We start from the raw sequence: 21,218 nt of genomic DNA, 5'->3' as shown, positions 1-21,218 counted from the left end.
TGGCTTATTTTACAGCGCGTTTCAAGGATAGATTTGTCAGCTCTGTAAGAATAGAGACTGCGCCTTGTTTCAGCCCTGGCGGTTGGCAAAGACGGTTCGTGCTGAAACCAGGATCTCTCGCTTGCCCACGTGGTTCGGGGGGCTCACCACGCCCTCCTGCTCCATGCGTTCCACCAAGCGGGCGGCCCGGTTGTAGCCGATCTGGAGGTGGCGCTGTACGAAGCTCACCGACACCTTGTTCTCGCGCAGAATGAGAGCCAGAGCCTGGGTGTAGAGATCGCCTTCCTCCCCCTCGTCGCTGCCGGTCTCCTCGCCCGAGGCGCCGGGGGCGGGAACCGCCTCCTCTTCCTCCTCCTCTTCGGTGACCGCGTAGACGTAATCCGGCTCGCCCTGGGCGCGCAGGTGGGCCACCACGTCTTCCACCTCCTGGTCGGAGACGAAGGGGCCGTGCACGCGGCTGATGCGTCCGCCGGCGGCCATGAAGAGCATGTCGCCCTGGCCCAGCAGCTGTTCGGCACCGGATTCGCCGAGGATCGTTCGGCTGTCGATCTTGCTGGTCACCATGAAGGAGATGCGGGTCGGGAAGTTGGCCTTGATGGTGCCGGTGATCACGTCGACCGATGGCCGCTGCGTCGCCATGATCAGGTGAATGCCGGCGGCGCGCGCCATCTGGGCCAGACGCTGGATGAGAGTCTCGATCTCCTTGCCGGCCACCAGCATGAGATCGGCCATCTCGTCGACCACGACGACGATGAAAGGCAGATTCTGCAGCTCGACGATGCGGTCCTCGAAGACCGGCTCCTGCTTCTCGCGGTCGTAGCCCACCTGGACGCGGCGGGTCACCTTCTCCTGCCGCTCGGCCAGCTCGGCGACCTTGGCGTTGTAGCCCTCGATGTTGCGCACACCGAGCAGCGACATGGCGCGATAGCGGTTCTCCATCTCCCGCACCGTCCACTTCAGCGCCGCCACCGCCTTGTGCGGGTCGGTCACCACTGGCGTCAGGAGATGGGGAATGTGGTCGTAGACCGAGAGCTCTAGCATCTTCGGGTCGACCAGGATCAGGCGCACCTGCTCGGGCGTCAGCCGGTAGAGCAGGGAGAGGATCATCGCATTGATGCCGACCGACTTGCCGGACCCGGTGGTGCCGGCGATCAGCAGGTGCGGCATGCGCGCCAGATCCACCACCACAGGCTCGCCGCCGATGTTCTTGCCCAGGGCCAGCGGCAGCCGGGCCTTGGAATCGCGGTAGGCCTCGCTCTCGAAGATTTCGCTGAGATAGACCGTTTCCCGCTGATCGTTGGGCAGTTCGATGCCGATGACGCTGCGGCCCGGCACCAGGGCAATGCGTGCCGTTATGGCAGCCATGGAGCGTGCGATGTCGTCGGCCAGGTTGATCACCGTGGAGGACTTGGTGCCCGGCACCGGCTCCAGCTCGAAGAGCGTCACGCAGGGGCCCGGGCGCACCTCCATGATCTCGCCGCGCACCCGGAAGTTCTTCAGCACCGTTTCCAGCTTGCGCGTCTTTTCAGCCAGGTCGTTCTCGTCGGTTTCAAGCGCCTCGTCATCGCCGGGACTGCCAAGCAGTTTTGCCTCCGGCAGTTCGAAGACTTGCGCCTCGTCATCGCCAGTCTCACCGGCGGTTACACCCGGTGTCGCGTCAGCCGAAGGATCGACCGATTGGGCAGAGGCCTGCGCCTCGTGCACCGTTTCCGAATCTTCTGCCTTGCCGTCCTCTGACTGCGTCGCTTCGGCTTCGGGCACGCTCGAGTCACTGCTCGTCGTGGAGACGTCCGGATCGCCAACGGCATCGGCGTCCCGTTCGGCAAGCTGCACTTCGGACCACTCGATGCCGGCGATGAAGCCATAGGCCACGGCGACCGCCACCGCTTCCTGGTCACTGCCGGTGCCGTAGATGGCGGCTGCGGCGGATGTGCCCGGTTCGGACTCAAGGCACCATTCCGCATCTTCCGGTCCCCAGCGATGCAGGCGCAGTCGCAAGGGGCGGTCGTTCATGGCGCACCAGAGATTGAACTCCTCGGCGCTCGCGCCTGCGGTCGAGGAGTCGTCGCGGGCGGTGCCGAAGAGGGAAACGGGCCGGCTGTCGCTCATGCTTCCAACCTATACGCTGCAACCAGAAGTTTGATGACCTCGCCGTCCGGCGCGAAGAACGGTAAGACAAGGCGTTCCCAGGTCTGCTCCTCCGCACCGAAGGATGCCGTATAGGTGCGGCTGACCGGCAGGCGGTCTTCACGCACCTGCTCGTACTCCTTGCGCAGCAGGGCGCGCTGCGGGTCCGGAAGCGCGTCGATGGATTGGCCGACCCGGTCGCCGTCGAAGGTCTCGGCGTAGCTCGGGCTGTAGTAGCCGTAGACGAAGTCCCCGTTTTCGATACGGATCAAGACCAAGTGGTCCAGCCAGGGACGCAGGCTGGCGGGGTCAAGGTCGGTGGCCAGCGGGAATTCGCCGTCCCCGCACAGCGCCATCCACTTGCGGTACAATTCCTTGAGCGCCGGATGGCGCAGGATCAGGGCCAGGTTGCTGTTACTCATTGTCTCCCCACGTCGCTGCGCACAGGTGAATCACAAAGCAGGAGTCCTGCCAAGTCGTTTCCGCTGCCTGGGACCTTCGCTCAGGGTTGATCCGGCGCACTCAGGCCGGCCTGGAGTAGCAGATCGGTGATGCCGTCGGCGGCTGCCTCGGCGATGTGGACGGCCGCGTCGCGCCAGGGGCCGACCAGGCTGTTCACTGGCACACGATTCTCCTGGGTCACGGTCCCGATCTCGCTGAAGTCCGCCGCGCGCTCCAGTCGCCAGCGGATCTCCACGAACTGCCAGGGGCCGCGCGGCTCTCCGACAACCACCTCGCACCAGAGCAGCAGATCCTGCTCCTCCGGCAGAGCGGCCAGGGGCACGTCGCGTTCGCCCAGCGCGCGCAGGATGGCGCGTTCCAGGCTCTCCGCGCCGTCGCCGGGAGCGCCCTCGATCGGCAGCAACACCAGGCGCTGGCTTTGCGCTGCGTCCGGCAAGCGTTCGAGACCGGGCATCGCGCCAAGGGCACGCGCAACGGAGGCAGCGCTGATCTCTGCGGCATCGGCAAGGCCGTCCTCGTCGCCGCTTTCCCAGGCACCGGCCGGCAGCAGCAACTGGGTCGGAGCAAGCGGAGTCTCTTGGCCATCCGGCGACAAGAGTCGCCAGGCCAGTTCCACGCGCTCGTTGCCGTCATTGGCGGCGCCCACGCTGGCGGTGCCTGTCATGCGCCGAATCTCCAGGGGCGGTGCGCCGCTCAGGCTGAACCAGTCGGGCTCTGCCGCGATTCCCCGATCGAGGAGTTGCTCGGCGAAGTGCAAGGCGAAGCGCCGGGGATCGCCGGGTGGATCGCCCTCGGGGGCGCTCACTCTCACGGGTGTGCGGGTCGAAGGCGCGCGCAGGTCGATCGAGACCTTGTCTTCCTGGTGAAAGGGACGAGGCACAGGGCCGCAGGCGGTCAGCGTCACGGCAATCAGCACCAGACTGGCCAGCAGGTGGCTTTTCACGCCATGACGCAGGTGGCCAGCACCCCCAGCAAGAGCGCGAAGAGAAAAATGATCATGTAGGGCACGCGACATGGCCTCCCAGGTTTTGCGGTGCAGCATGACCAAGCCTTGATCGCTCAAAGGCGCACAAGATCCAAGGGCATGTGCGATAGCGGTTCCGCACCGGTGTCTCCGATCAGGCTGCTGCGGCCCAGAGTCATGGCGAGGCCGCGCTCGCTGTCGAAGATGATGATGTGCACGAAGAAGGTCATGCCGGGCTGCAACTCCACCGGGTTGGCGTGATAGAGCATCGGCCAGTCCATCCAGTTCGGCGCGAAGGTGGTGCCCTGGCTGTAGCCGCAGGCGTTCATGCGGTGCTGCCTGTAGCTGGCGGCATCGAGCACGCGGCTGTGTGCGTCGAAAGCCTCGCCGGCCGTGCGACCTGGACGCAGCTCGGCTTCGACCGCCAGCAGGGCGTCCCGCGCCACGGCGTGCATCTCCTCCTGCCGCGGCGGCACCTCGCCGATAACGAAGGTGTTCATGGCCGCTGCGTGATAATGGCGGTAGGTGCCGGCCCATTCCAGGGTGAGCTGATCGTTGGCGTCCAGGTGGCGGCGTCCGCTGTGATAGCGGCACAGCAAGGCCTGCTGGCCCGAGCCGATGACGAACTCGTTGGAAGGGTCATCGCCGCCGCGGCGAAAGATGGCGCTGTGCATGGCGGCCAGGATGTCGCCTTCGAAGGCGCCGGGACCGGCCTCGGCCAGGGCGGCCTCGTAGGCTGCATCGGTGAGGGCGCCGGCCTTTTGCGCGTACTTGATCTCGGCCGGGCTCTTCACGACGCGCAGGCGGCTGATGAGGAAGGAGGCGTCGTCCAGGCTGGCGAAGTCGGACAGGACGGCATCGAGCCGCTTCGCGTTGCGGCCGTTGAGCCCATAGCTCTCGTACTCCACGCCAAGGCGCTTTCCCTGCATTCCCTTCTCGTCGAGAATCGCGCACAGGTCGCCTGCCGGCTCCGCATCGGGCAGGTCGACCCAGATGCGAATGTCCGGAATGCAGGAGGTCTGCTGCGCCTGGCGCAGGTCGGGGGCGCGGGTCAGCAGCACCAGTTCGCCATCGGCACGCAGGAACAGGCACTGGAACCAGACGTAGCCGAAGGTGTCGTAGCCGGTGAGCCAGTACATCGACTCCTGGCGAAAGATCAGCAGGCCATCCAGCCCTTCGTCAGCCATGGCCGCGCAGCAGCGACGTCGACGCTCGGCAAACTCTTCGGAGCTGAAGTGCAGGGGCATGCTGCAGGATCCTCGATTCTGGCTGGGTGATCGGGTCAGGTGGTCAGGGCGATGGCCGATAACTGGCGGCCGTAATCCGGCTCGCCACGCAGGCAGGCGCGGCGATAGCTGAAGAAGCGCTCTTCCTCGCTGCAGGTATCGCAAGGCAGGGGCTGAACCTGGCGCAAGCCGGCACGGTGGAGACGGCGGGCAACATAGTCCTTGAGATCGAAATGCAGCCGGTCGCCGGCCCCGGGACGAAAAAGGTCCCGGTTTTCCTCCCCCTGAGCCAGGAAGGGTGCCGGGAAATCGGGGCCGACCTCGTAGGAGCGCTGCGCAATGCAGGGGCCGATGCCGGCGATGATGGCGTCGCGCCGGGCGCCGAGGGCTTCCATTGCGTCAACCGTGGCTTCGAGAACGCCGCCCACCGCGCCTTTCCAACCAGCGTGGGCGGCGCCGATGACACCGGCCTGGGCATCGGCGAGGAGCACCGGCGCGCAGTCGGCGGTGAGGATGCCGAGCGCCAGTCCCGGCGTGGCGGTCACCAGGCCGTCCGCTTCCGGCCGCTCCGCCGCGTTCCAGGGTTCCTCCACCGTGACCACGTTCGGCGAATGGACCTGGTAGCAGGTGAGCAGACGGTCGGGTTCCAGGCCGAGCGCTGCAGCGGCGCGCCGGCGGTTCTCCGCCACATGATCGGGGTTGTCCTTGCTGCCCGGCCCGCAGTTGAGGGAGTCGTAAATCCCCTGGCTCACCCCACCTTCCCGTGTGAAGAAGGCGTGGCGCAGGCCGGCGACGGCATTGAAGGGTCCGATGGTCAGCATGGCAGAAAACCTAGCGCGCTTGCGCCTTGCGGCATAGTGTCGCCTTGGGTGCGTCTCATGCCTGCATCTCCTGTGCCTGGGGAAACCCGGCCGGGACGGGCGCCGCTCTCGGCGTGAACGCCAAGGCATTGAAGAGCGAACCCATGTGCGCCGAGGAGGTCAGGCGCTCCAGCGCCGCCAGCAGATTGCGCCGCTGCGCTGCGTTGGCTTGGGCGGCGAGAACTTCGCTGCGCTCACGGATGCCCAGGGCGCGCAGGAAGGTGCCCTGCTCGACAGGGCCGTGGACCTCCGCCCCGGAAACTGCTGCGGCCTGAGTGATCGCCTGGAAGTCCACATGCGCGGTGATGTCGGCGTCTCCGGGGCAGGCGAGCGGGTCGACCGGGCGATGGCGACGCAGCGCCTGCAGACTGTCGCCTGCGGAGCCGCCTGTGTAGCCGTAGTCGATGATCAGGACCGCCCCGCCATGCTCGCCCACCCGGCGGGCGAGGTCCGACGCGATCGTCCGGGCAACCGGACAGAGCTCCAGGATGGTGCCTTCGGGCGCTTCCCGTGGAAGCTCGGACATGGCGGGCAGGGGCGCGCCCAGTCCCCAGCACAGCGCATCGCCTTCGGGGTTGAGGCCGATGCGTCGTTCCGCCCAGCCTGCGGCAGTCCGCTGGAATTGCCGGATGGGCAAGGCGTCGAAGAACTCGTTGGCGATCAGCAGCAGCGGTCCTTCCGGCAATTCGGAGAGCGTGTCGTGCCAAGTCACCTGCGTGGGGGCGAGGCTGCGCGCTTGCGCCTCCCGCAGCGTCAGGCTGTTCTCGATCAGGTGTACGTCGATGGCTGCGCGAAAGGCGGGCAGGAGGGCGGCGGCGCGCAGGGCGTCGGCCATCAATGTCCCGCGACCGGGTCCCAGTTCCACCAGCATGATACGCGAGGGTTCGCCCATCGCCTGCCAACGCTCGGCGCACCAGAGGCCCAGCAGCTCACCGAAGACCTGGCTGATCTCCGGAGCGGTGGTGAAATCGCCGGCGGCGCCGAAGGGATCGCGGGTGGCGTAGTAGCCCACCTGCGGGTGGGTGAGGGCGAGCGTCATGTAGTCGGCCAGGCTCATGGGCCCTTCGGCGCGGATGTGACGCGCAATCGTTTCGAAGGCTGCCGACCCGCTCACGTTTGCCTCAAGCCTGGGCGCGGCGACGCGCAAAGATCAGCAGCGCCACGCCGGCCAGCACCATCGGCACCGACAGCCACTGGCCCATGGTGGTGCCGGCAAGCAGGAAACCGATGTGAGCGTCGGGCTCGCGGAAGAGCTCGCCGATGATCCGGGCCGTGCCGTAGCCGATCAGGAACAGCCCCGAGAGCATGCCGAAGCGGCGCTGTGCGCCAAGCAGCACGGCGGCCAGGAGCAGCAGGAAGAGCAGCAGTCCCTCCAGCCCGGCCTGGTAGAGCTGGCTGGGGTGGCGGGGCTCCGGGCCGGCGTAGGGAAAGATCACGCCCCAGGGGACGTCGGTCACTCGCCCGTAGAGTTCGCCATTGATGAAGTTCGCGATGCGTCCCAGGAACAGGCCGATTGGTGCGGCGCAGGACACGATATCGCTCAACGCCAGCAGAGGAATGCCACGCGATCGCGCAAAGAGCACCATCGCAACCACCACACCCAGGAGGCCACCGTGGAAGGCCATGCCGCCTTGCCAGACGTAGAGCGCCTCGATCGGGTGAGCTGCGTAGTAATCGAAATTGTAGAAGAGCACATAGCCCAGCCGCCCGCCGAGGACCACACCGAGGGTCGCCCAGAGCAGGAAGTCGTCGAAGTCCTGGCGGGAAATCTTCGCCGGCGTGCTGTCGGTCAGCTTGCGGCAGTACAGCCAGGCTGCCACCAGTCCGACCACATAGGCCAGGGCGTACCAGCGGATTGCCAGCGGTCCCAGCTCAATGGCGACGGGATCGAACTGGGGGAAGGCCAGCGCGGCCAGGGTCGGGAGATCGATCATTACAGGCTCCGCCAGTGTGCCGGCGCGTTATAGAACCTCCCTGCTTGCGGTTAAAGGCCGTGCCGGCCTAGTTTGCGCCAACGACGCCGGTCGTGCCCCAGGTCTGAGAGGTCTATCATGCAAACGCGCAATCCCATTTTCGACGATTTCGCCCGAGTCTTTTCCGGTGCCGTCGGAGCCGCCAGCGGCGTGCGCGGCGAGGTCGAGGCTCGGGTGCGCGCGCAGCTGGAACGGATTCTGGCCGACATGGATCTGGTTCCGCGCGAGGAGTTCGAGGCGGTGCAGGCCATGGCGGCGAAAGCGCGCGAAGAGCAGGAAGTCATGGCCGACCGGCTGGCCGCGCTGGAGGCCCGCCTGGAAGCGCTGGAAGGCGAAGCCGTTTCGAAGCCCAAGGCTCGCTCCGGATCAAAGGACAAATCCTCGCCTAGCGAGGCGTAGGTCTTTCGACAGCACAGCCAATCGGTTTTCGTTTGCACAGGGTGGCCCAACAGAAGCGTTGCGCTCAGGAATCCAATTTGGCACGCTACATCTGGTAGCGCGTACAGAGCCGTACCTCGATATTTCGCGTCCGAGCGGAGCGTCCGAGGACTGCACGTGCCAACATTCGCCGCATCACGCGGCACTTCGGGAGGCTGACATGAGTCTTCTCGCTGGGGATGCCCCCCTTTCCAACAATCCCTTGGACCTCTTTGAGGAGTTGGCTGCCGCCAATGACCTGATCCATGATCGTTCCAGCGACTGCGAACTGGTGGTGCAGCTGACCGGCAGGTGGGGCGACTATCCCATCTGCGCGGTCTGGCAGGCTGAGCTGGGTGCCATGTACCTCTCCTGCCAGATCGACAGCAAGGTACCTGCGGCGCGCCGCGCCGCCGTCTACGAACTGCTTGGCTTAATGAACGAGCGGCTCTGGCTGGGGCACTTCGACTACGGCGTGGAGGAGGAACTGGTGATGTTCCGCCACACCATTCCCTTGCGCGGGACGCCGGGTGCCAGCGTGGAGCAGATCGAGGATCTGGTGGATACCGCGCTCGAGGAATGCGAGCGGCTTTATCCGGCATTGCAGATGGTGATATGGGGCGGCCAGAGTGTGCGTGACGCGCTGAGCGCCGCGCTGATGGAAACGGTGGGAGAGGCTTGAAGGTATGATTTCCCTCGATGGAGAGCTGTTGCTGCTCGGCTGCGGCAAGATGGGCGGGGCGCTGCTCGCGGGCTGGCTCGAGCAGGGTGTGTCGCCGACGCAGGTGCACGTGATCGAACCGAGCGCGGACGCGGTCGCCGATTTCGTCGCCCGCGGAGTGACGCACCACAAGGATGCCAGCAGCCTGCCCGCCGACCTGCGGCCGGCGGTGGTTCTCCTGGCTGTGAAGCCGCAGATGATGGAGGAGGCGCTGCCGGCAGTGGTCGCCCTCGCTGCTCCGCGAACCCTTTATGTCTCGGTTGCCGCCGGCAAGACCATCGACTGGTTCCGCATCAAGCTGGGCCAGGAAGCCCGCATCGTGCGCGCCATGCCCAACACGCCAGCGGCCGTCGGCCGCGGCATGACGGTTCTGGTGGCAGGAGAGGGCGTGGATGAGCGGCAGTCACAGGCCGCGGCCGATCTGCTTTCCGCGGTGGGCGAAGTTGCCTGGGCGGAAGAGGAAGGCCAGCTCGATGCGGTCACGGCCCTGTCCGGCGGCGGGCCGGCTTATGTGTTTCTCTTGATTGAGTGCCTCGCCAAGGCTGGTGAGGATGCAGGCTTGCCGCGTGAGCTTGCGCGCCGGCTTGCCCGCGTGACCGTCGCCGGCGCCGGCGAGCTGGTGCATCGCTCGAGCGACGAGCCCGAAACCCTGCGCCAGAACGTGACCAGTCCCGCGGGGACGACGTTGGAAGCCTTGAACGTCCTGATGGCCGAGGACGGCCTGCAGCCCTTGATGACGAGGGCCATCGCGGCTGCGGCCCGACGCAGTCGTGAGCTGGCATCGTGAGCGAGGCGGGGATTGAGCCGGCAGCGGACCTGAAGCCGGCGGCCGGCCGGGTGCAGGAGGCGCTGGCCGCCAAAGGACTTTCCCTGGAGGTTCGCGCCTTCCCCGCCGGCACGCGCACGGCCCAGGATGCTGCCGCCGCGATCGGCTGCGAGGTGGCACAGATCGCCAAGTCGCTGATCTTCCGTGCCCGCACCAGCGACCGCCCGGTACTCGCGGTGGTCAGCGGTGCCAATCAGGCGGACGAGAGCCGAATTGCCGCTTTGCTGGGAGAGGAAATCGGCCGCGCCGATGCTGCCTTCGTGCGCGAACGCACCGGCTTTGCCATCGGCGGCGTGCCGCCGGTCGCCCATGTGGAACCCCCGGTGACCTTTCTTGATTCTGATCTGCAAGCCTTCGAGGAAATCTGGGCCGCGGCGGGAACGCCCAACACGGTGTTCCGTCTGACCCCGGACGAGTTGGCGGCGATTACCGGGGCGCCCTTCGTCGAGCTGCGTCGCGCGTGACTTCGACCGATAGGGCGTTGGATTCGGGCGCTGGCGACCCCACTTCCTCGGGGTAACACTTGGGATACGAGCGAGGAGGCTGAGCATGGCCGCGAGACGCCCGCAGAAGAGCAATCGAGACCGGATCATCGACGCGACGCTGCAACTGGCGGCCGAACGGCCCTGGTCCGAGGTGCGGCTGCCCGACATCGCGGCAGCCTCGGAGCTGCCGCTGCGCCAGATCTATGAGGAATTCGGCAGCCGCAGTGAGATCCTTGCCGCCTTTTCCCGTCGCATCGATGCGGAGGTGCTGGGTGAGGACGACATGAGCGCCGAGATCGCCGAGGAATCGCCGCGCGATCAACTCTTCGAGGTGCTGATGCGCCGCTTCGAAGCCATGCAGCCCCATCGTGCCGCGCTGAGTTCCATCCTGGCCTGCTACAGCTGCCAGCCGACGGACAGCCTCTCGGCACTGCCGCAGTTGGGGCGGTCCATGGCCTGGATGCTGACCGCCGCCGGGATCTCTCCCGAGGGCTGGCGTGGCATTTTGCGCATCAAGGGCGTCTCGGCCATCTGGCTGGCCACGCTGCGGGTGTGGCTTAAGGATGACAGCGAGGACATGGCGAAGACCATGGCAGCCCTGGACCGCAATCTGCGCCGGGCGGAAGACCTGATTTCGCGCCTGCCGCGCCGCCGTCGCCGTGGCTCTGCGGAAGATGCAGGCGCGGGCGCCGAGGCATCTGCCGATCCCGGGCCCGAGGCACCTTCGGGCGCCCCGGCCTAAACACCCGCCTTTTCAATAAAACGGGCATTCAGACCGCCGTATAACTGCACTATGATGCCGCTCCTTTACTGAGTATCCGGGGGCGAGACATGGCACAGGCGGTTCAGCCGGTGATCGGCATCATCGGCGGCAGCGGGCTGTACGACATCGACGGCTTGAGCGGCAAGCGGTGGGAGACGGTCAAGTCTCCCTTTGGCGAGCCTTCCGATGCTTTGCTGTTCGGTGAACTGGACGGGCAGCCCCTCGTGTTCCTGCCGCGGCACGGCCGGGGCCATCGCCTCTCCCCCACGCATGTCAACTATCGCGCCAACATCGACGCTCTGAAGCGGGCCGAGGTGACGGACATCCTTTCCGTCAGTGCGGTGGGATCGCTGAAAGAGAACCTGCCGCCCGGCAAGTTCGTGCTCGTGGACCAGTTCATCGACCGCACCTTTGCGCGGGAGAAGACCTTCTTCGGCGCCGGTGTGGTCGGGCACGTCTCCATGGCACACCCGGTCTGCGGCCGGCTGCTGGATCGTCTGGCAGAGGCGGCCGGGCAGCAGAATATCGACCACCAGCGCGGCGGCACCTACCTGGCCATGGAGGGGCCGCAATTCTCAACGATGGCGGAGTCCGAGCTTTATCGCTCCTGGGGCTGCGATGTGATCGGCATGACCAACATGCCCGAGGCCAAGCTCGCCCGTGAGGCCGAAATCTGCTACGCCTCCGTTTCGATGGTCACGGACTACGACTGCTGGCACCCCGACCATGACCATGTGACGGTGGAGCAGGTGGTTCAGGTGCTCATGAACAATGCCGAGAAGGCGCGGGGCCTGATCAAGGCCCTGGTGCCTTTGCTGGCAGAGCGCGGGACGCCCTGCGAGCAGGGCTGCGACAGGGTGCTCGACACGGCCTTGATCACCGATCCCGAAGCGCGGGATGCGGACTACGTTGAACGCCTGGATGCGGTTGCCGGGCGCGTATTGAAGGATTCGAAAGCATGAAGCCGGTAATCACGGCCTTCGATCACGTCCTGGTGGGTGTGGGCGACTTGGAAGCGGGGCGGATCAACTGGGAAAGACTGGGCTTCACCGCCTGCCCGCGCGGGCGCCATATTGGCTGGGGCACTGCCAACTACTGCCTGATGTTCCAGAATGACTATGTCGAGCTGCTGGGCATCGTCGATCCCTCGCAGTTCACCAACAATCTCGACCGCTTCCTGGAGGAGCGGAGTGAGGGCCTGTTGGCCGGCGCCTATCGTAGCAGCGATATCGACGGCGACGTGGCCGAACTCCGCCGCCGGGGCCTCACCGTGGATGGGCCCAAGGACCTGGCGCGGATCATCGAGCATCCCGACGGCGAGCTGCGGCCGCGCTTTCGCCTGATGCATTTCGACCCCGCCTCGCGGCCCGGCTTTCTGGCCTTCGCGTCCCAGCACCTGACGCCGGAGATGGTGTGGCAGGCACCCTGGATGGAGCATGCCAACGGTGCCCGGGCGATCACCGGCTTCCTGGCAGTGGCCGAGGATCTCGAGGCCGCCGAGCGGGCCGGCGTGGCCTGGTTTGGCGACGAGCAGGTCCAGCGCGCTGGAGACAGCCTGACGATGCGGGCGGGCGAACTGACCCTGGAACTCGTGACACCCGCTGCGGCGGCGGGCCGCTTTGGCGCGCGCCTGCCCGCCGGGTTCGAGGGCGGACCGCTCGGGTTCACCGTGGCGGTGGCCGATCTCGCACGGTGCCGCGAACTTCTTCAGTCCCGTGGCGTGGACTTTGATGAAGTGGATGGCGAGGTACGGCTGCCTGCGGCCGAGGCGAACGGTGTGCTCCTGACCTTCGTGGAAGAGTAGGGGCCGGCGGGGGCCACGCCGTAGCCTTTACTGCTTTTCCGTCAGCCAGTCAGCGGCCTGCTCTGCTGCTGCGTCATCCGGATTGAAGCCGAGGGCTGTGAAGGCGGTCTGGAAGTGGGGCGGCAGCGGCGCCTGCACGCGCAGGGTCATGCCATCCTCCGGGTGCGGCAGCGCGATCTCGCGTGCGAAGAGGAAGAGTTGCTTCGGCAGTTCGAGCTGAGCCGGGAAGGCCTTGCGGCCGCCGTACTTGCCGTCTCCCAGGATCGGGTGGCCCATGGCTTCGCAATGCGCACGCAGTTGGTGGGTGCGCCCGGTCAGCGGGCGCAAGGCAAGCCAAGCGGCCTGGCCTCGCTTGGCCACGGTGGACCAGCGTGTGGTGGCGGGTTTGGCATCCGGCGCTTCGCTGGACATCTTCTCGCCCTTCGGGCCCGGCAGCTTGCCCAGCGGCAGGTTGAGCATGCCCCGCGGCTTTTCGGGAAGGCCCGCGACCAGAGCCCAATAGATCTTGCAGGGAGCGTCGCTCTTGAAGGTGGCGCCAAGCCGCCGGGCGGCTTCCGTCGTGCGCGCCAGGAGCAGGACGCCCGCCGTGTCGCGATCCAGGCGGTGGACGAGGCGGGGGCGCTCCCTGCCATCGAAGATAAGGGCGTCCAACAGACCGTCGAGATGGTGCCGGGTGTTGCTCCCGCCCTGAACGGCCAGGCCGGCGGGCTTGTCGATCGCGATCACCCAGTCGTCGCGGTAGAGCACACGCGCGCGCAGCGCCTCGGCTTCCTGTTCGGACGGCTGGGGGCGGGCGGTCGAGGGGGCGGGTGCCGCGGCACTTTCGCCCAAGGGCGGAATGCGGATTTCCTGGCCGGCCGACAGGCGAAGGTTGCCCTTCGCGCGCTTGCCGTCGACGCGCACTTGGCCGGTGCGCAGCAGCTTCTCCAGGCGGCCGTGAGTGATCTGCGGATAGGCCTTGCGGAACCAGCGATCCAGGCGCTGATCGGCTTCTTCGGGCGTGATGACTCGAGTCTCGATCATGTGCGCCCTTCGGCTGCAGGCAGGGTGCCGGGCGGCAAGCGGATCAGGCTGCGCTGGGCCGCCGGTTGCCACTCAACCACTCGAGCACCGATTCGCCGCTCATTTGATAGACGCCGAGGCGCCCCAGTTCGCGCAGGCCCTCTTCACTGGCGTCGCAGAGCGCGTCGGCACCAACGATCACGCGAAAATCCCGGGCGCCGGCATCATAGATCGTCGCGCGTCCGCCGGTGGGAAAATTGAAGCCACAGACGACGAGCGTGGTGATCCCGAGATCTGTCAGGCGCTTCTCCAGCTCGGTGCGGAAGAATGCGCTCCAACGGGACTTGTAGAACACGAACTCGTTGTGGCGCAGCTTCTGGAACTCGCCGTCAAGCAGCGCATCCGCCTCCAGCCTGACCTCGGGGTCCGGTTTGGCGGCCTCGATCAGTTCCGCGCCGGAGGTGCCGGGCATCAGGACGCGCAGACCCTCCTCCACAGCCGAACGACGGCAAAGATCCACGTTCGAGCCATCCGGCCGATAGAGGCGCACCGCGTGGAAGATTGGCAGATCGTGGCTGCGAAAAGCATTCACGATGTTCAGGATCTGGGGAAGGGTTCCGGACACGCCTGAAGCCTGGACTGGCGAACCCTGGCAGGCGAAATCGCGCTGCAGGTCGACGGTGAGCAGAGCCACGGCGTGGCGGTCGGGTATGTTGTGTTCGGCCATCTGTGGCGGCAGTTCCCTGGACCGTTGTAGGAGCCGCGCCGGCAGGCAGGGCTCTCACTCCATAACGCGGGAGCCTAAGCCGCGAACCGGAAGGTGCAAGCTGCAGCTTCGCATAACGGCTTCGCGGGGAGCGCAAGGCTGATATCAGCCTTTCTGCTCGCTCCGTTGACGTCGCAGTTTGTCCCAGTATTCCAGCCGCTTGGCGATTTCTCGCTCGAACCCGCGTGCCACCGGGCGATAGAAAGTCTCCCGCGCCATGTCCTCGGGAAAGTAGTCCTGACCGGAGAAGGCGTCCGGCGCATCATGGTCATAGGCGTAATCCTTGCCGTAGCCCAACTCCTGCATCATGCGGGTGGGTGCGTTGAGGATGTGCTTGGGCGGCATCAACGAGCCGGTTGCCTTGGCGGCGCGCAGGCTGCGCTTGTGCGCCAGGTACGCGGCATTGGATTTCGGGGCTGTGCCGAGGAAGACGACGAGCTGCGCCAGGGCGAGATCGCCTTCAGGCGATCCGAGACGCTCATAGGTCTGCCAGGCTGCCAGGGCCTGCGTCACTGCCTGCGGTTCTGCCAGGCCGACGTCCTCGATGGCGAATCGCAGCAAGCGCCGGGCGATGTAGTGCGGGTCTTCGCCGCCAATCAGCATCCGCGCCAGCCAGTAGAGCGCCGCGTCGCTGTCGGAGCCGCGCAAGGATTTGTGCAGGGCTGAGATGAGATTGTAGTGCTCCTCGCCGCTCTTGTCGTAGACGGGAGCCCGGCGGTGAACCACATCGGTCAATCCGCGCGGATCCAGTGGTTCCGCGGAGTCCGGAACCTGGAAGAGTTCCTCTGCGAGATTGAGGAGGTAGCGTCCGTCGCCGTCGGCCATGGCCAGCAGGGCGCTGCGCGCATCCTCGTTCAGGGGCAGGGTCCGGCCGCTCTCCTGTTCCGCTCGCTCGAGCAGTTCTTTCAGGGCTGCTTCGTCGAGGCGATGCAGCACCATCACCTGGCAGCGCGAGAGCAGTGCGGCGTTGAGCTCGAAGGAGGGGTTTTCCGTGGTCGCCCCGATCAGGACGACCGTGCCGTCCTCGACGTAGGGCAGAAAGCCGTCCTGCTGAGCCTTGTTGAAACGGTGCACCTCATCGACGAAGAGCAGCGTACCCTGACCGTCCTGCCTGCGCTGGCGGGCCCGATCGAACACCTTGCGCAGGTCTGCCACGCCCGAAAAGACCGCAGAAAGCGGTTCGAACGCAAGATCCGTGGCCTCGGCCAACAGGCGGGCGATCGTGGTCTTGCCGCAGCCCGGCGGTCCCCAGAGAATCATGGAGGCCAGTCGCCGCTGTGCCACCATGCGACCGATCGGACCGCTGGGTCCGAGCAGATGCGCCTGCCCCACCACCTCATCCAAAGTGCGGGGGCGCAGTCGGTCGGCGAGAGGGCGGGGGGCGTCTTTTTCGAAGATTCCGCTCATGGCCCTGTGCAATAACATGCGCCAACCGTAGCGCGAAGGCTGGACAGCGACTCATTCATTGGCTAGATTCTTTCTGATATTGCTTCTAGTTAGACCGGGAAATTCGGGGGGTAGCTCATGTTTCCCGCTTTAAATGGCCGAATTGGCAGACTCTTCGCGTTGCTGTTCCTGCTGCCTGTACTGCTGGCGGTCGCGGCACCGACGACGGCGCAAGCCAATCCTCGCTACGCCTCCATCGTCATAGACTATGCGACGGGGGAAGTCCTGCACGCGTCCAATGCGGATGCGCGGCGTTATCCAGCATCACTGACCAAGATGATGACGCTCTACATGCTTTTCGAGGCATTGGAGCGCGGTGAGATCACCATGGATCAACGCCTGAACGTGTCCGCTTTTGCGGCCGGCAAGCCGCCGTCCAAACTGGGGCTTCGGGCAGGCGACACGATTGCCGTGAAAGAGGCTATCCTCCCCTTAGTGGTGCGCTCTGCGAACGATGTCGCAGCCGTGGTGGGGGAAGCACTGGCCGGAAGCGAGAGCGCGTTCGGTCAGAAGATGACCCAGCGGGCCCGCGAACTTGGCCTGACGTCCACGAACTTCAAGAATGCCTCGGGATTGCCGGACAGCGGTCAAGTGACCACCGCGCGCGACATGGTGAAGCTGGCTGTACGGCTGATGCGCGATTTTCCGCAGCATTACCATTATTTCTCGGGTCAGAAGTTCACCTTCCGCGGACAGACGCATACCGGACACAACCGCCTGCTGCGCAATTACAATGGGGCCGACGGCCTGAAGACCGGCTATATCCGCGCCTCCGGCTTCAACGTCGCGACTTCGGCCCTGCGTGATGGTCGGCGGATCGTGGCGGTGGTCATGGGCGGGCGTTCGGCTCAAACGCGCGATTCGCACATGGCCGATTTGCTCGACCGCGGTTTCAATCGCGCCAACCAACTCGCGCTGGCCAAGGCACGACCGGTTCCACCCGTTCCCAACCCGCGGCCGGGTCAGGTCACGGTTTCCGATGCGCTTGCCCACGCCGAGAGTGACGAGCCGCGCGATGTGGGCGGCATGCTGGTCAGCTCGGCTCAGGCGGCCAGCACGGCTGGCGCGGTGCAGGAGGAGGGATGGGGCGTTCAGGTCGGAGCCTTCAAGGTCGCCGATCAGGCTCAATCCCTGGCGTCGACAGCGGCATCCCGACTGGCCCAAGAGTTCGCCGAGGCCCGGGTTGCTGTCACCGAAGTGCTGGTGAGCAACCAGAAGCTCTATCGCGCTCGGCTGACCGGGCTGTTGGAGACCCAGGCGCGCACGGCCTGTCAGAGCCTGAGCCAGCACGGCATGGACTGCATGGTGGTACGTCCCACCGGCAGCTGATCGCCTTCCAGGCAAGACGCAAACCAGAGAAAACCGGAGAGCAGGGACCGCTCTCCGGTTTCTTGCATTGCTGTCAGGGCTGCAGCACCGCGCGACCGCGGATGCGACCTTCGCGCAGCCGCTCGTAGACGCTGGGCGCTTCTTCCAGTGGGAAGGCCTCCACCTCGGCATGGATGTGCCCCGCGTTTGCCAGGGCGATCACTTCCATCAGTTCGGTGCGCGACCCCCAATAGGGGACAGTGACCTCGCAGCCGTAGGGTGGACGGTTGGCCGCGTAGGCAAAGGTTCCCCCGGCAAGACCGATAATGCAGATACGGCTGGCCCGCCCCACCACGGCGGAGCAGAGGTCCATTGTGCCCTGGGCGCCGACCACATCGAAGGCCACTGCGACACCGCGTGGACCGGCGATTGCCCGGATCTCTTCCTTGGCCGCATCGAAGTCACCCGTGTTGATGCAGTGCTCGACACCCAGTTTGCGCGCGTGCTCGAGCTTGGCCTCGTCGATATCGCCGGCAATGAGGCGTGCAGGGCTGAGCGCCTGCAGGATCTGAACGGCCATGTGCCCCAGCCCGCCGATGCCAAGTACCAGAACCGTTGCGTCGGGTGAGAGCAGCGGCAGGCTGGACTTGATGGCGTGATAGGGCGTCAGTGCAGCGTCGCTCAGCGGCGCGGCCTTGATGGGATCGAGTCCCGCGAGAGGAACCAGAAGGCGGGGCGAGGGGACGATCATGTACTCCGCCATGCCGCCATCCTTGCCGAGACCGCCGCCGTAGTACGGGATGCTGGCGTGATGCTCGCAGTAGTTTTCTGCCGAGGTCTGGCAGGTACGGCAGGTGCCGCAGCCCCAGGGCCCGTAGACGGCGACCGCATCACCCTCCTTGACGCTCGCGGCTCCGGCTCCCAGTCCCACAACCCACCCGGTGTTCTCGTGCCCGAGCGTGAAGGGGGCGGGAATGCCGATCCCGTGGTCGAGGACGTGCAGATCCGAGTGGCAAACGCCGGCGCCGGCGACCCGCAGCAGAACTTCACCCGGTCCCGGGGTCGGTTGCGGCAGGTCCACGATCTCCGGCGGCCGACCGGTCTCGATATAGCGTACCGCTTTCATGCTAACCTCCCGCAAGTTTCAGTGGCGTGAATCAAAGTCCGTAACGGGCCCACAGCGCCCGTTCTTCCGCCGCCGACAGGAGCGCATCGGCCCAGTCATTTGGTATGCCCGTGGCAGCTGTTCGCCAGGAGAACCAGCGGCGGGGCCGTTGGGTCCGTCGCAGCACGATCTTCTTACCATAGCGCTGGCGCAGGTCGCTGTGCAGATGCGCCAAACCATCGGCGAGGCCGAGTTCAACCGCCTTGCGGCCGGTCCAGAACTCGCCGCTGAACAGTTCCTGCTCGTCCGCCTTCAGCCGGCCCTTGCGGCGGTTGCGAACCTGCTCCTTGAAGTTTTCGTGCAACTCGGCCAGGAGGCCGCGCAAGCGTTCCACCTCGGCTTCATCGCGCGGCTGGAACGGGTCCAGCATGGCTTTCCGCTCGCCAGCGGTCTCCACCCGCCGCTCGACCCCCAGGCGCTCGAGCAGAGCCGGAAAACCGAAACCGGCCGACACGACGCCGATGGATCCGACCACGGAGCTGCTGTCGACGAGAATCTCGTCGGCGGCGCTGGCCAGCCAGTATCCGCCGGAGGCGCCGACATCCTCGATATAGGCCAGCACCCGCACCTTCTTCTCGTCGGCCAGTTCCCGGATGCGCTCGGCGATCAGCGCGGATTGCACCGGCGAACCGCCCGGGGAATTGATCGCCAGCGCCACGGCATCCAGGCGCTTGGGAGCAAAGGCCCGATCCAGCGGCTCGCGCAGGCTTTCCAGGGTCAGTCCGGTGCGCAGCGGGCCGGCATGGCCGATCACACCGCTCAAGCGGACCAGCGAGACAACCGGCGGCGGGTTGCGCAGGGCAGGGATGGGCAGAACCATCCCCAGTGTCTTACGGAGGCCAAGACTCATGGGCTCAGGCCACCTGCTCGAAGGCGGTCAGCACATTGACGGCATTAATTCCGATGGCTTCAACGGCATAGCCGCCTTCCATGACAAATAGGGTCGGCAGGCCGAGCTTCGCGATGCGCTCGCCGATGCGGAGGTAGTCTTCGCTTTCGAGCCGGAACTGGGAAATGGGATCCTCCTTGAAGGTATCGACGCCAAGCGAGATGACCAGGGCGTCGGCACCCTGCGCGGTGATGGCCTTGCAGGCCTGGTCCAGCGCCTCGGACCAGATATCGAAACCGCTGCCCCATCGCAGGGGAAAGTTGGCATTGGCGCCTTCGCCGGGTCCACTGCCAGTTTCGTCGGCATAGCCCAGAAAATAGGGAAACTCCTGGCGGGGATCGCCGTGGATCGAAGTGAAGAACACGTCGTCACGCTCGTAGAAGATCGACTGGGTGCCGTTCCCGTGATGGTAATCCACATCAAGGATGGCGACCCGCTCGGCGCCGCGGTCGCGCCAGGCCTGGGCGGCGATGGCGGCGTTGTTCAGGAAGCAATAGCCGCCGTAGTAGTCGGCAGCCGCATGGTGGCCCGGTGGCCGGCACAGTGAGAAGGCGCTTCTAGCACCGCCCAGCACCGCTTCCAGTCCGGTGAGCGCGACATTGACCGAGGCGGTTGCCGCACGCCAGGTGCCGGCGGTGACAGGGGTGCCGGCGTCGAAGGAGAAGTAGGAGAGCTTGCCGTCGATCACTTCCGGTTCGCGATTCTGCATACCGCGCACCGACCAGTTGAGCGGCAGCGCGTCATGGGAACGTCCCAGCGCCGCCCAATCATCCCAGGCGGTTTCCAGGAAGGTGACGAAGTTCTCGGCATGCACGCGCAGGATCGGATCCTTGCCGAAATTTTTGGGCTCGACCACTTCGCCCAGGCCGACGGTCTTCACCCGGTCCAGCACCATGTCGGCGCGTCGCGGCATCTCGAAACAGGGTTGAAGCTTGCCATCCACTAACTCGGCCTTGCCGTCTTGCAAGCGGTGATCGTCGCTGTAAACGGTGAGCATCAGGCGGCGTCCTCCTCGATGGTGATCCCGGACGCGTCCCAGGCACCCGGCCAGACCTCGGCGTCGCCACCGCGCAGCGCATCGAGCGCCGCGAGCGGTACGTCGGCGAGCAGCAGCGGGCCGGGGCCGTCATGATCGGCGATGGGCGCTATCTCGGCGGCGCGTCCGTGGCTGCCCAGTCGCTCTTCGCAGGGCAGGAAAAGGCTGCAGCCCGACACGGTGCCGCTGCGGTCCTCGCCATAGGCGGCGGCGCCGATGGTGCCACAGACCGCGACGGCCGCCTGTAACTCGACGGCCCGGGCCTTGGCACAGCTGAAGACCCGATGGTAGCCCGCCAGGCGTCCCGTCTGAGAGGGCACCAGAATGATGTCGGGGCGGGAAGGCGCCAGCTGCGCCGCCAGGGCCGGCAGTTCCACGTCGAGACAAATGACCACGGCAATGCGTACGCCCTTCCAGGACACCAGACGCAAGCGGGTGCCGGTGGAAAGGTTCCAGCTCTCGGGATCCTTCTCGGCCGGGGTGAGGCAGAGCTTGTCCTGGGCGATGCAGCGACCGTCCGGCAACAGCAGCCAGGCCCGGTTGAGCCAGGGCGGGTTCGTTCCTGCGGCTTCGGCCGGAACGGGCATCGTGCCGGCCAGCAGTGCCATTCCGTATCGAGCCGGAAGGTCCCTGATTGCCTTGAGCGCCTGGGCCGACTGCTCGGCCATCCAGGGGATTTCCTGTGACGGAGCGAGGCCAGGCGGCGCGAAGGAGAGCCATTGCTCTGCGGCGTACTCCGGCATGACCAGGATGTCGGCGCCAGCCGCTGCTGCCTCGGCCAGTCGCGCCTCCACGCCAGCGGCCCAGCCGTCGATTCCGTTGACCGGCCGGCCGATGTTGGTCGCCCAAAGGGCGATGCGAAATCTATCCGGGCGTTCGTCGACCATGGCTGATCCTTGCTTGCTGGCCCCACACACTCTGGCCAGTCATGGGTTCGCTCTCACACCACAATAGGGTGGCAATAAGAAGGCCGGGCGC

The 21,218-nt window shown here is 66.1% G+C and carries 22 protein-coding genes; 8 read left to right on the top strand and 14 right to left on the bottom strand.

All coding sequences use genetic code 11. From position 1 onward, the window contains the following. Positions 1 to 69 precede the first annotated feature (69 nt). The 7 genes from ABZ720_RS01175 to lgt form a co-directional block, all read right to left on the bottom strand. Entirely contained in the window at positions 70 to 2,109 is a 2,040-nt protein-coding gene (locus ABZ720_RS01175; RefSeq protein WP_366552945.1) for a DNA translocase FtsK, read from the bottom strand. Beyond that, positions 2,106 to 2,549: a PAS domain-containing protein gene (locus ABZ720_RS01170; RefSeq protein ID WP_366552943.1), complete on the bottom strand. Its 444-nt coding sequence runs from the start codon at positions 2,547 to 2,549 to the stop codon at positions 2,106 to 2,108. The genes ABZ720_RS01175 and ABZ720_RS01170 overlap by 4 nt, the downstream gene beginning before the upstream one ends. Before the next feature lie 80 nt (positions 2,550 to 2,629). Next, the gene (locus ABZ720_RS01165) at positions 2,630 to 3,532 is read right to left on the bottom strand and encodes a hypothetical protein (RefSeq protein WP_366552941.1); all 903 of its coding nucleotides are present in this window, start codon (positions 3,530 to 3,532) and stop codon (positions 2,630 to 2,632) included. 116 nt (positions 3,533 to 3,648) lie between these two features. Then, complete coding sequence (locus ABZ720_RS01160) at positions 3,649 to 4,800, bottom strand: M24 family metallopeptidase (protein ID WP_366552939.1); 1,152 nt, start codon at positions 4,798 to 4,800, stop codon at positions 3,649 to 3,651. Positions 4,801 to 4,835: 35 nt separating this feature from the next. Beyond that, the gene (gene pgeF / locus ABZ720_RS01155) at positions 4,836 to 5,600 is read right to left on the bottom strand and encodes a peptidoglycan editing factor PgeF (protein ID WP_366552937.1); all 765 of its coding nucleotides are present in this window, start codon (positions 5,598 to 5,600) and stop codon (positions 4,836 to 4,838) included. Between the two features lie 55 nt (positions 5,601 to 5,655). Continuing rightward, a complete protein-coding gene (locus ABZ720_RS01150; protein WP_366552935.1) occupies positions 5,656 to 6,753 on the bottom strand; it encodes a class I SAM-dependent methyltransferase in 1,098 nt (365 codons plus the stop codon). Positions 6,754 to 6,760: 7 nt separating this feature from the next. Beyond that, on the bottom strand, positions 6,761 to 7,573 hold the full coding sequence (gene lgt / locus ABZ720_RS01145) for a prolipoprotein diacylglyceryl transferase (protein WP_366552933.1): 813 nt from the start codon (positions 7,571 to 7,573) through the stop codon (positions 6,761 to 6,763). Between the two features lie 117 nt (positions 7,574 to 7,690). Here lgt and ABZ720_RS01140 point away from each other — a divergent pair, with 117 nt between their 5' ends. The 7 genes from ABZ720_RS01140 (at position 7,691) to ABZ720_RS01110 (ending at position 12,628) form a co-directional block, all read left to right on the top strand. Then, positions 7,691 to 8,011 (top strand): accessory factor UbiK family protein, encoded by a 321-nt coding sequence (locus ABZ720_RS01140; RefSeq protein WP_366552931.1) that lies wholly within the window; start codon positions 7,691 to 7,693, stop codon positions 8,009 to 8,011. Between the two features lie 199 nt (positions 8,012 to 8,210). Next, positions 8,211 to 8,711 (top strand): type III secretion system chaperone family protein, encoded by a 501-nt coding sequence (locus tag ABZ720_RS01135; protein ID WP_366552929.1) that lies wholly within the window; start codon positions 8,211 to 8,213, stop codon positions 8,709 to 8,711. A gap of 4 nt (positions 8,712 to 8,715) precedes the next feature. Then, positions 8,716 to 9,537, top strand: coding sequence for a pyrroline-5-carboxylate reductase (proC, locus tag ABZ720_RS01130; RefSeq protein WP_366552926.1), 822 nt, complete (start codon positions 8,716 to 8,718; stop codon positions 9,535 to 9,537). After that, positions 9,534 to 10,040 carry a YbaK/EbsC family protein gene (locus tag ABZ720_RS01125; protein WP_366552924.1) on the top strand — a complete coding sequence of 169 codons (507 nt, stop codon included), beginning with the start codon at positions 9,534 to 9,536 and terminating at the stop codon, positions 10,038 to 10,040. The genes proC and ABZ720_RS01125 overlap by 4 nt, the downstream gene beginning before the upstream one ends. 85 nt (positions 10,041 to 10,125) lie before the next feature. Beyond that, positions 10,126 to 10,803, top strand: a complete 678-nt coding sequence (locus tag ABZ720_RS01120; RefSeq protein WP_366552922.1) for a TetR family transcriptional regulator — start codon at positions 10,126 to 10,128, stop codon at positions 10,801 to 10,803. Between the two features lie 89 nt (positions 10,804 to 10,892). Continuing rightward, complete coding sequence (locus ABZ720_RS01115; RefSeq protein ID WP_366552920.1) at positions 10,893 to 11,786, top strand: S-methyl-5'-thioadenosine phosphorylase; 894 nt, start codon at positions 10,893 to 10,895, stop codon at positions 11,784 to 11,786. Next, positions 11,783 to 12,628: a VOC family protein gene (locus ABZ720_RS01110; RefSeq protein WP_366552918.1), complete on the top strand. Its 846-nt coding sequence runs from the start codon at positions 11,783 to 11,785 to the stop codon at positions 12,626 to 12,628. The genes ABZ720_RS01115 and ABZ720_RS01110 overlap by 4 nt, the downstream gene beginning before the upstream one ends. A gap of 27 nt (positions 12,629 to 12,655) precedes the next feature. On the opposite strand, the gene ABZ720_RS01105 is transcribed toward ABZ720_RS01110, so the two are convergent. From ABZ720_RS01105 to ABZ720_RS01095, 3 genes are all read right to left on the bottom strand, one after another. Further along, on the bottom strand, positions 12,656 to 13,651 hold the full coding sequence (locus ABZ720_RS01105) for an RluA family pseudouridine synthase (RefSeq protein WP_366552916.1): 996 nt from the start codon (positions 13,649 to 13,651) through the stop codon (positions 12,656 to 12,658). A gap of 43 nt (positions 13,652 to 13,694) precedes the next feature. After that, positions 13,695 to 14,357 (bottom strand): cysteine hydrolase family protein, encoded by a 663-nt coding sequence (locus ABZ720_RS01100; RefSeq protein ID WP_366552914.1) that lies wholly within the window; start codon positions 14,355 to 14,357, stop codon positions 13,695 to 13,697. Positions 14,358 to 14,501: 144 nt separating this feature from the next. Continuing rightward, positions 14,502 to 15,803, bottom strand: a complete 1,302-nt coding sequence (locus tag ABZ720_RS01095; RefSeq protein WP_366552912.1) for a replication-associated recombination protein A — start codon at positions 15,801 to 15,803, stop codon at positions 14,502 to 14,504. Between the two features lie 117 nt (positions 15,804 to 15,920). On the opposite strand from ABZ720_RS01095, the gene ABZ720_RS01090 reads away from it, so the two are divergent. Then, positions 15,921 to 17,171 (top strand): serine hydrolase, encoded by a 1,251-nt coding sequence (locus tag ABZ720_RS01090; RefSeq protein ID WP_366552910.1) that lies wholly within the window; start codon positions 15,921 to 15,923, stop codon positions 17,169 to 17,171. 73 nt (positions 17,172 to 17,244) lie between these two features. On the opposite strand, the gene ABZ720_RS01085 is transcribed toward ABZ720_RS01090, so the two are convergent. Genes ABZ720_RS01085 through ABZ720_RS01070 form a run of 4 tightly spaced genes read right to left on the bottom strand, consistent with a single transcriptional unit; the run spans position 17,245 to position 21,127 of the window. Next, entirely contained in the window at positions 17,245 to 18,276 is a 1,032-nt protein-coding gene (locus ABZ720_RS01085) for an NAD(P)-dependent alcohol dehydrogenase (RefSeq protein ID WP_366552908.1), read from the bottom strand. Between the two features lie 31 nt (positions 18,277 to 18,307). Further along, complete coding sequence (locus ABZ720_RS01080; protein WP_366552906.1) at positions 18,308 to 19,165, bottom strand: S49 family peptidase; 858 nt, start codon at positions 19,163 to 19,165, stop codon at positions 18,308 to 18,310. 4 nt (positions 19,166 to 19,169) lie between these two features. After that, positions 19,170 to 20,201, bottom strand: coding sequence for a histone deacetylase family protein (locus ABZ720_RS01075; protein WP_366552904.1), 1,032 nt, complete (start codon positions 20,199 to 20,201; stop codon positions 19,170 to 19,172). Continuing rightward, complete coding sequence (locus ABZ720_RS01070) at positions 20,201 to 21,127, bottom strand: nitrilase-related carbon-nitrogen hydrolase (protein WP_366552902.1); 927 nt, start codon at positions 21,125 to 21,127, stop codon at positions 20,201 to 20,203. Before ABZ720_RS01070 ends, ABZ720_RS01075 begins: the two co-directional genes overlap by 1 nt. Positions 21,128 to 21,218: the final 91 nt, after the last annotated feature.

Origin of the sequence: Aquibaculum sediminis (assembly GCF_040712085.1) — a bacterium.
In the GTDB taxonomy this organism is placed as follows: domain Bacteria; phylum Pseudomonadota; class Alphaproteobacteria; order Kiloniellales; family DSM-21159; genus Aquibaculum; species Aquibaculum sediminis.
This window is presented reverse-complemented; position numbering and strand designations above follow the sequence as displayed.

Excerpts from the sequence above, each read along its gene's own strand:
- ABZ720_RS01080 (WP_366552906.1), bottom strand. The coding sequence starts at position 19,165 with ATGAGTCTTGGCCTCCGTAAGACACTGGGGATGGTTCTGCCCATCCCT.
- ABZ720_RS01110 (WP_366552918.1), top strand. The coding sequence starts at position 11,783 with ATGAAGCCGGTAATCACGGCCTTCGATCACGTCCTGGTGGGTGTGGGC.
- ABZ720_RS01160 (WP_366552939.1), bottom strand. The coding sequence starts at position 4,800 with ATGCCCCTGCACTTCAGCTCCGAAGAGTTTGCCGAGCGTCGACGTCGC.
- ABZ720_RS01140 (WP_366552931.1), top strand. The coding sequence starts at position 7,691 with ATGCAAACGCGCAATCCCATTTTCGACGATTTCGCCCGAGTCTTTTCC.
- ABZ720_RS01115 (WP_366552920.1), top strand. The coding sequence starts at position 10,893 with ATGGCACAGGCGGTTCAGCCGGTGATCGGCATCATCGGCGGCAGCGGG.
- lgt (WP_366552933.1), bottom strand. The coding sequence starts at position 7,573 with ATGATCGATCTCCCGACCCTGGCCGCGCTGGCCTTCCCCCAGTTCGAT.
- ABZ720_RS01095 (WP_366552912.1), bottom strand. The coding sequence starts at position 15,803 with ATGAGCGGAATCTTCGAAAAAGACGCCCCCCGCCCTCTCGCCGACCGA.
- ABZ720_RS01085 (WP_366552908.1), bottom strand. The coding sequence starts at position 18,276 with ATGAAAGCGGTACGCTATATCGAGACCGGTCGGCCGCCGGAGATCGTG.
- ABZ720_RS01105 (WP_366552916.1), bottom strand. The coding sequence starts at position 13,651 with ATGATCGAGACTCGAGTCATCACGCCCGAAGAAGCCGATCAGCGCCTG.
- ABZ720_RS01170 (WP_366552943.1), bottom strand. The coding sequence starts at position 2,549 with ATGAGTAACAGCAACCTGGCCCTGATCCTGCGCCATCCGGCGCTCAAG.
- ABZ720_RS01100 (WP_366552914.1), bottom strand. The coding sequence starts at position 14,357 with ATGGCCGAACACAACATACCCGACCGCCACGCCGTGGCTCTGCTCACC.
- ABZ720_RS01120 (WP_366552922.1), top strand. The coding sequence starts at position 10,126 with ATGGCCGCGAGACGCCCGCAGAAGAGCAATCGAGACCGGATCATCGAC.
- ABZ720_RS01175 (WP_366552945.1), bottom strand. The coding sequence starts at position 2,109 with ATGAGCGACAGCCGGCCCGTTTCCCTCTTCGGCACCGCCCGCGACGAC.
- pgeF (WP_366552937.1), bottom strand. The coding sequence starts at position 5,600 with ATGCTGACCATCGGACCCTTCAATGCCGTCGCCGGCCTGCGCCACGCC.
- proC (WP_366552926.1), top strand. The coding sequence starts at position 8,716 with ATGATTTCCCTCGATGGAGAGCTGTTGCTGCTCGGCTGCGGCAAGATG.
- ABZ720_RS01135 (WP_366552929.1), top strand. The coding sequence starts at position 8,211 with ATGAGTCTTCTCGCTGGGGATGCCCCCCTTTCCAACAATCCCTTGGAC.
- ABZ720_RS01075 (WP_366552904.1), bottom strand. The coding sequence starts at position 20,201 with ATGCTCACCGTTTACAGCGACGATCACCGCTTGCAAGACGGCAAGGCC.
- ABZ720_RS01070 (WP_366552902.1), bottom strand. The coding sequence starts at position 21,127 with ATGGTCGACGAACGCCCGGATAGATTTCGCATCGCCCTTTGGGCGACC.
- ABZ720_RS01090 (WP_366552910.1), top strand. The coding sequence starts at position 15,921 with ATGTTTCCCGCTTTAAATGGCCGAATTGGCAGACTCTTCGCGTTGCTG.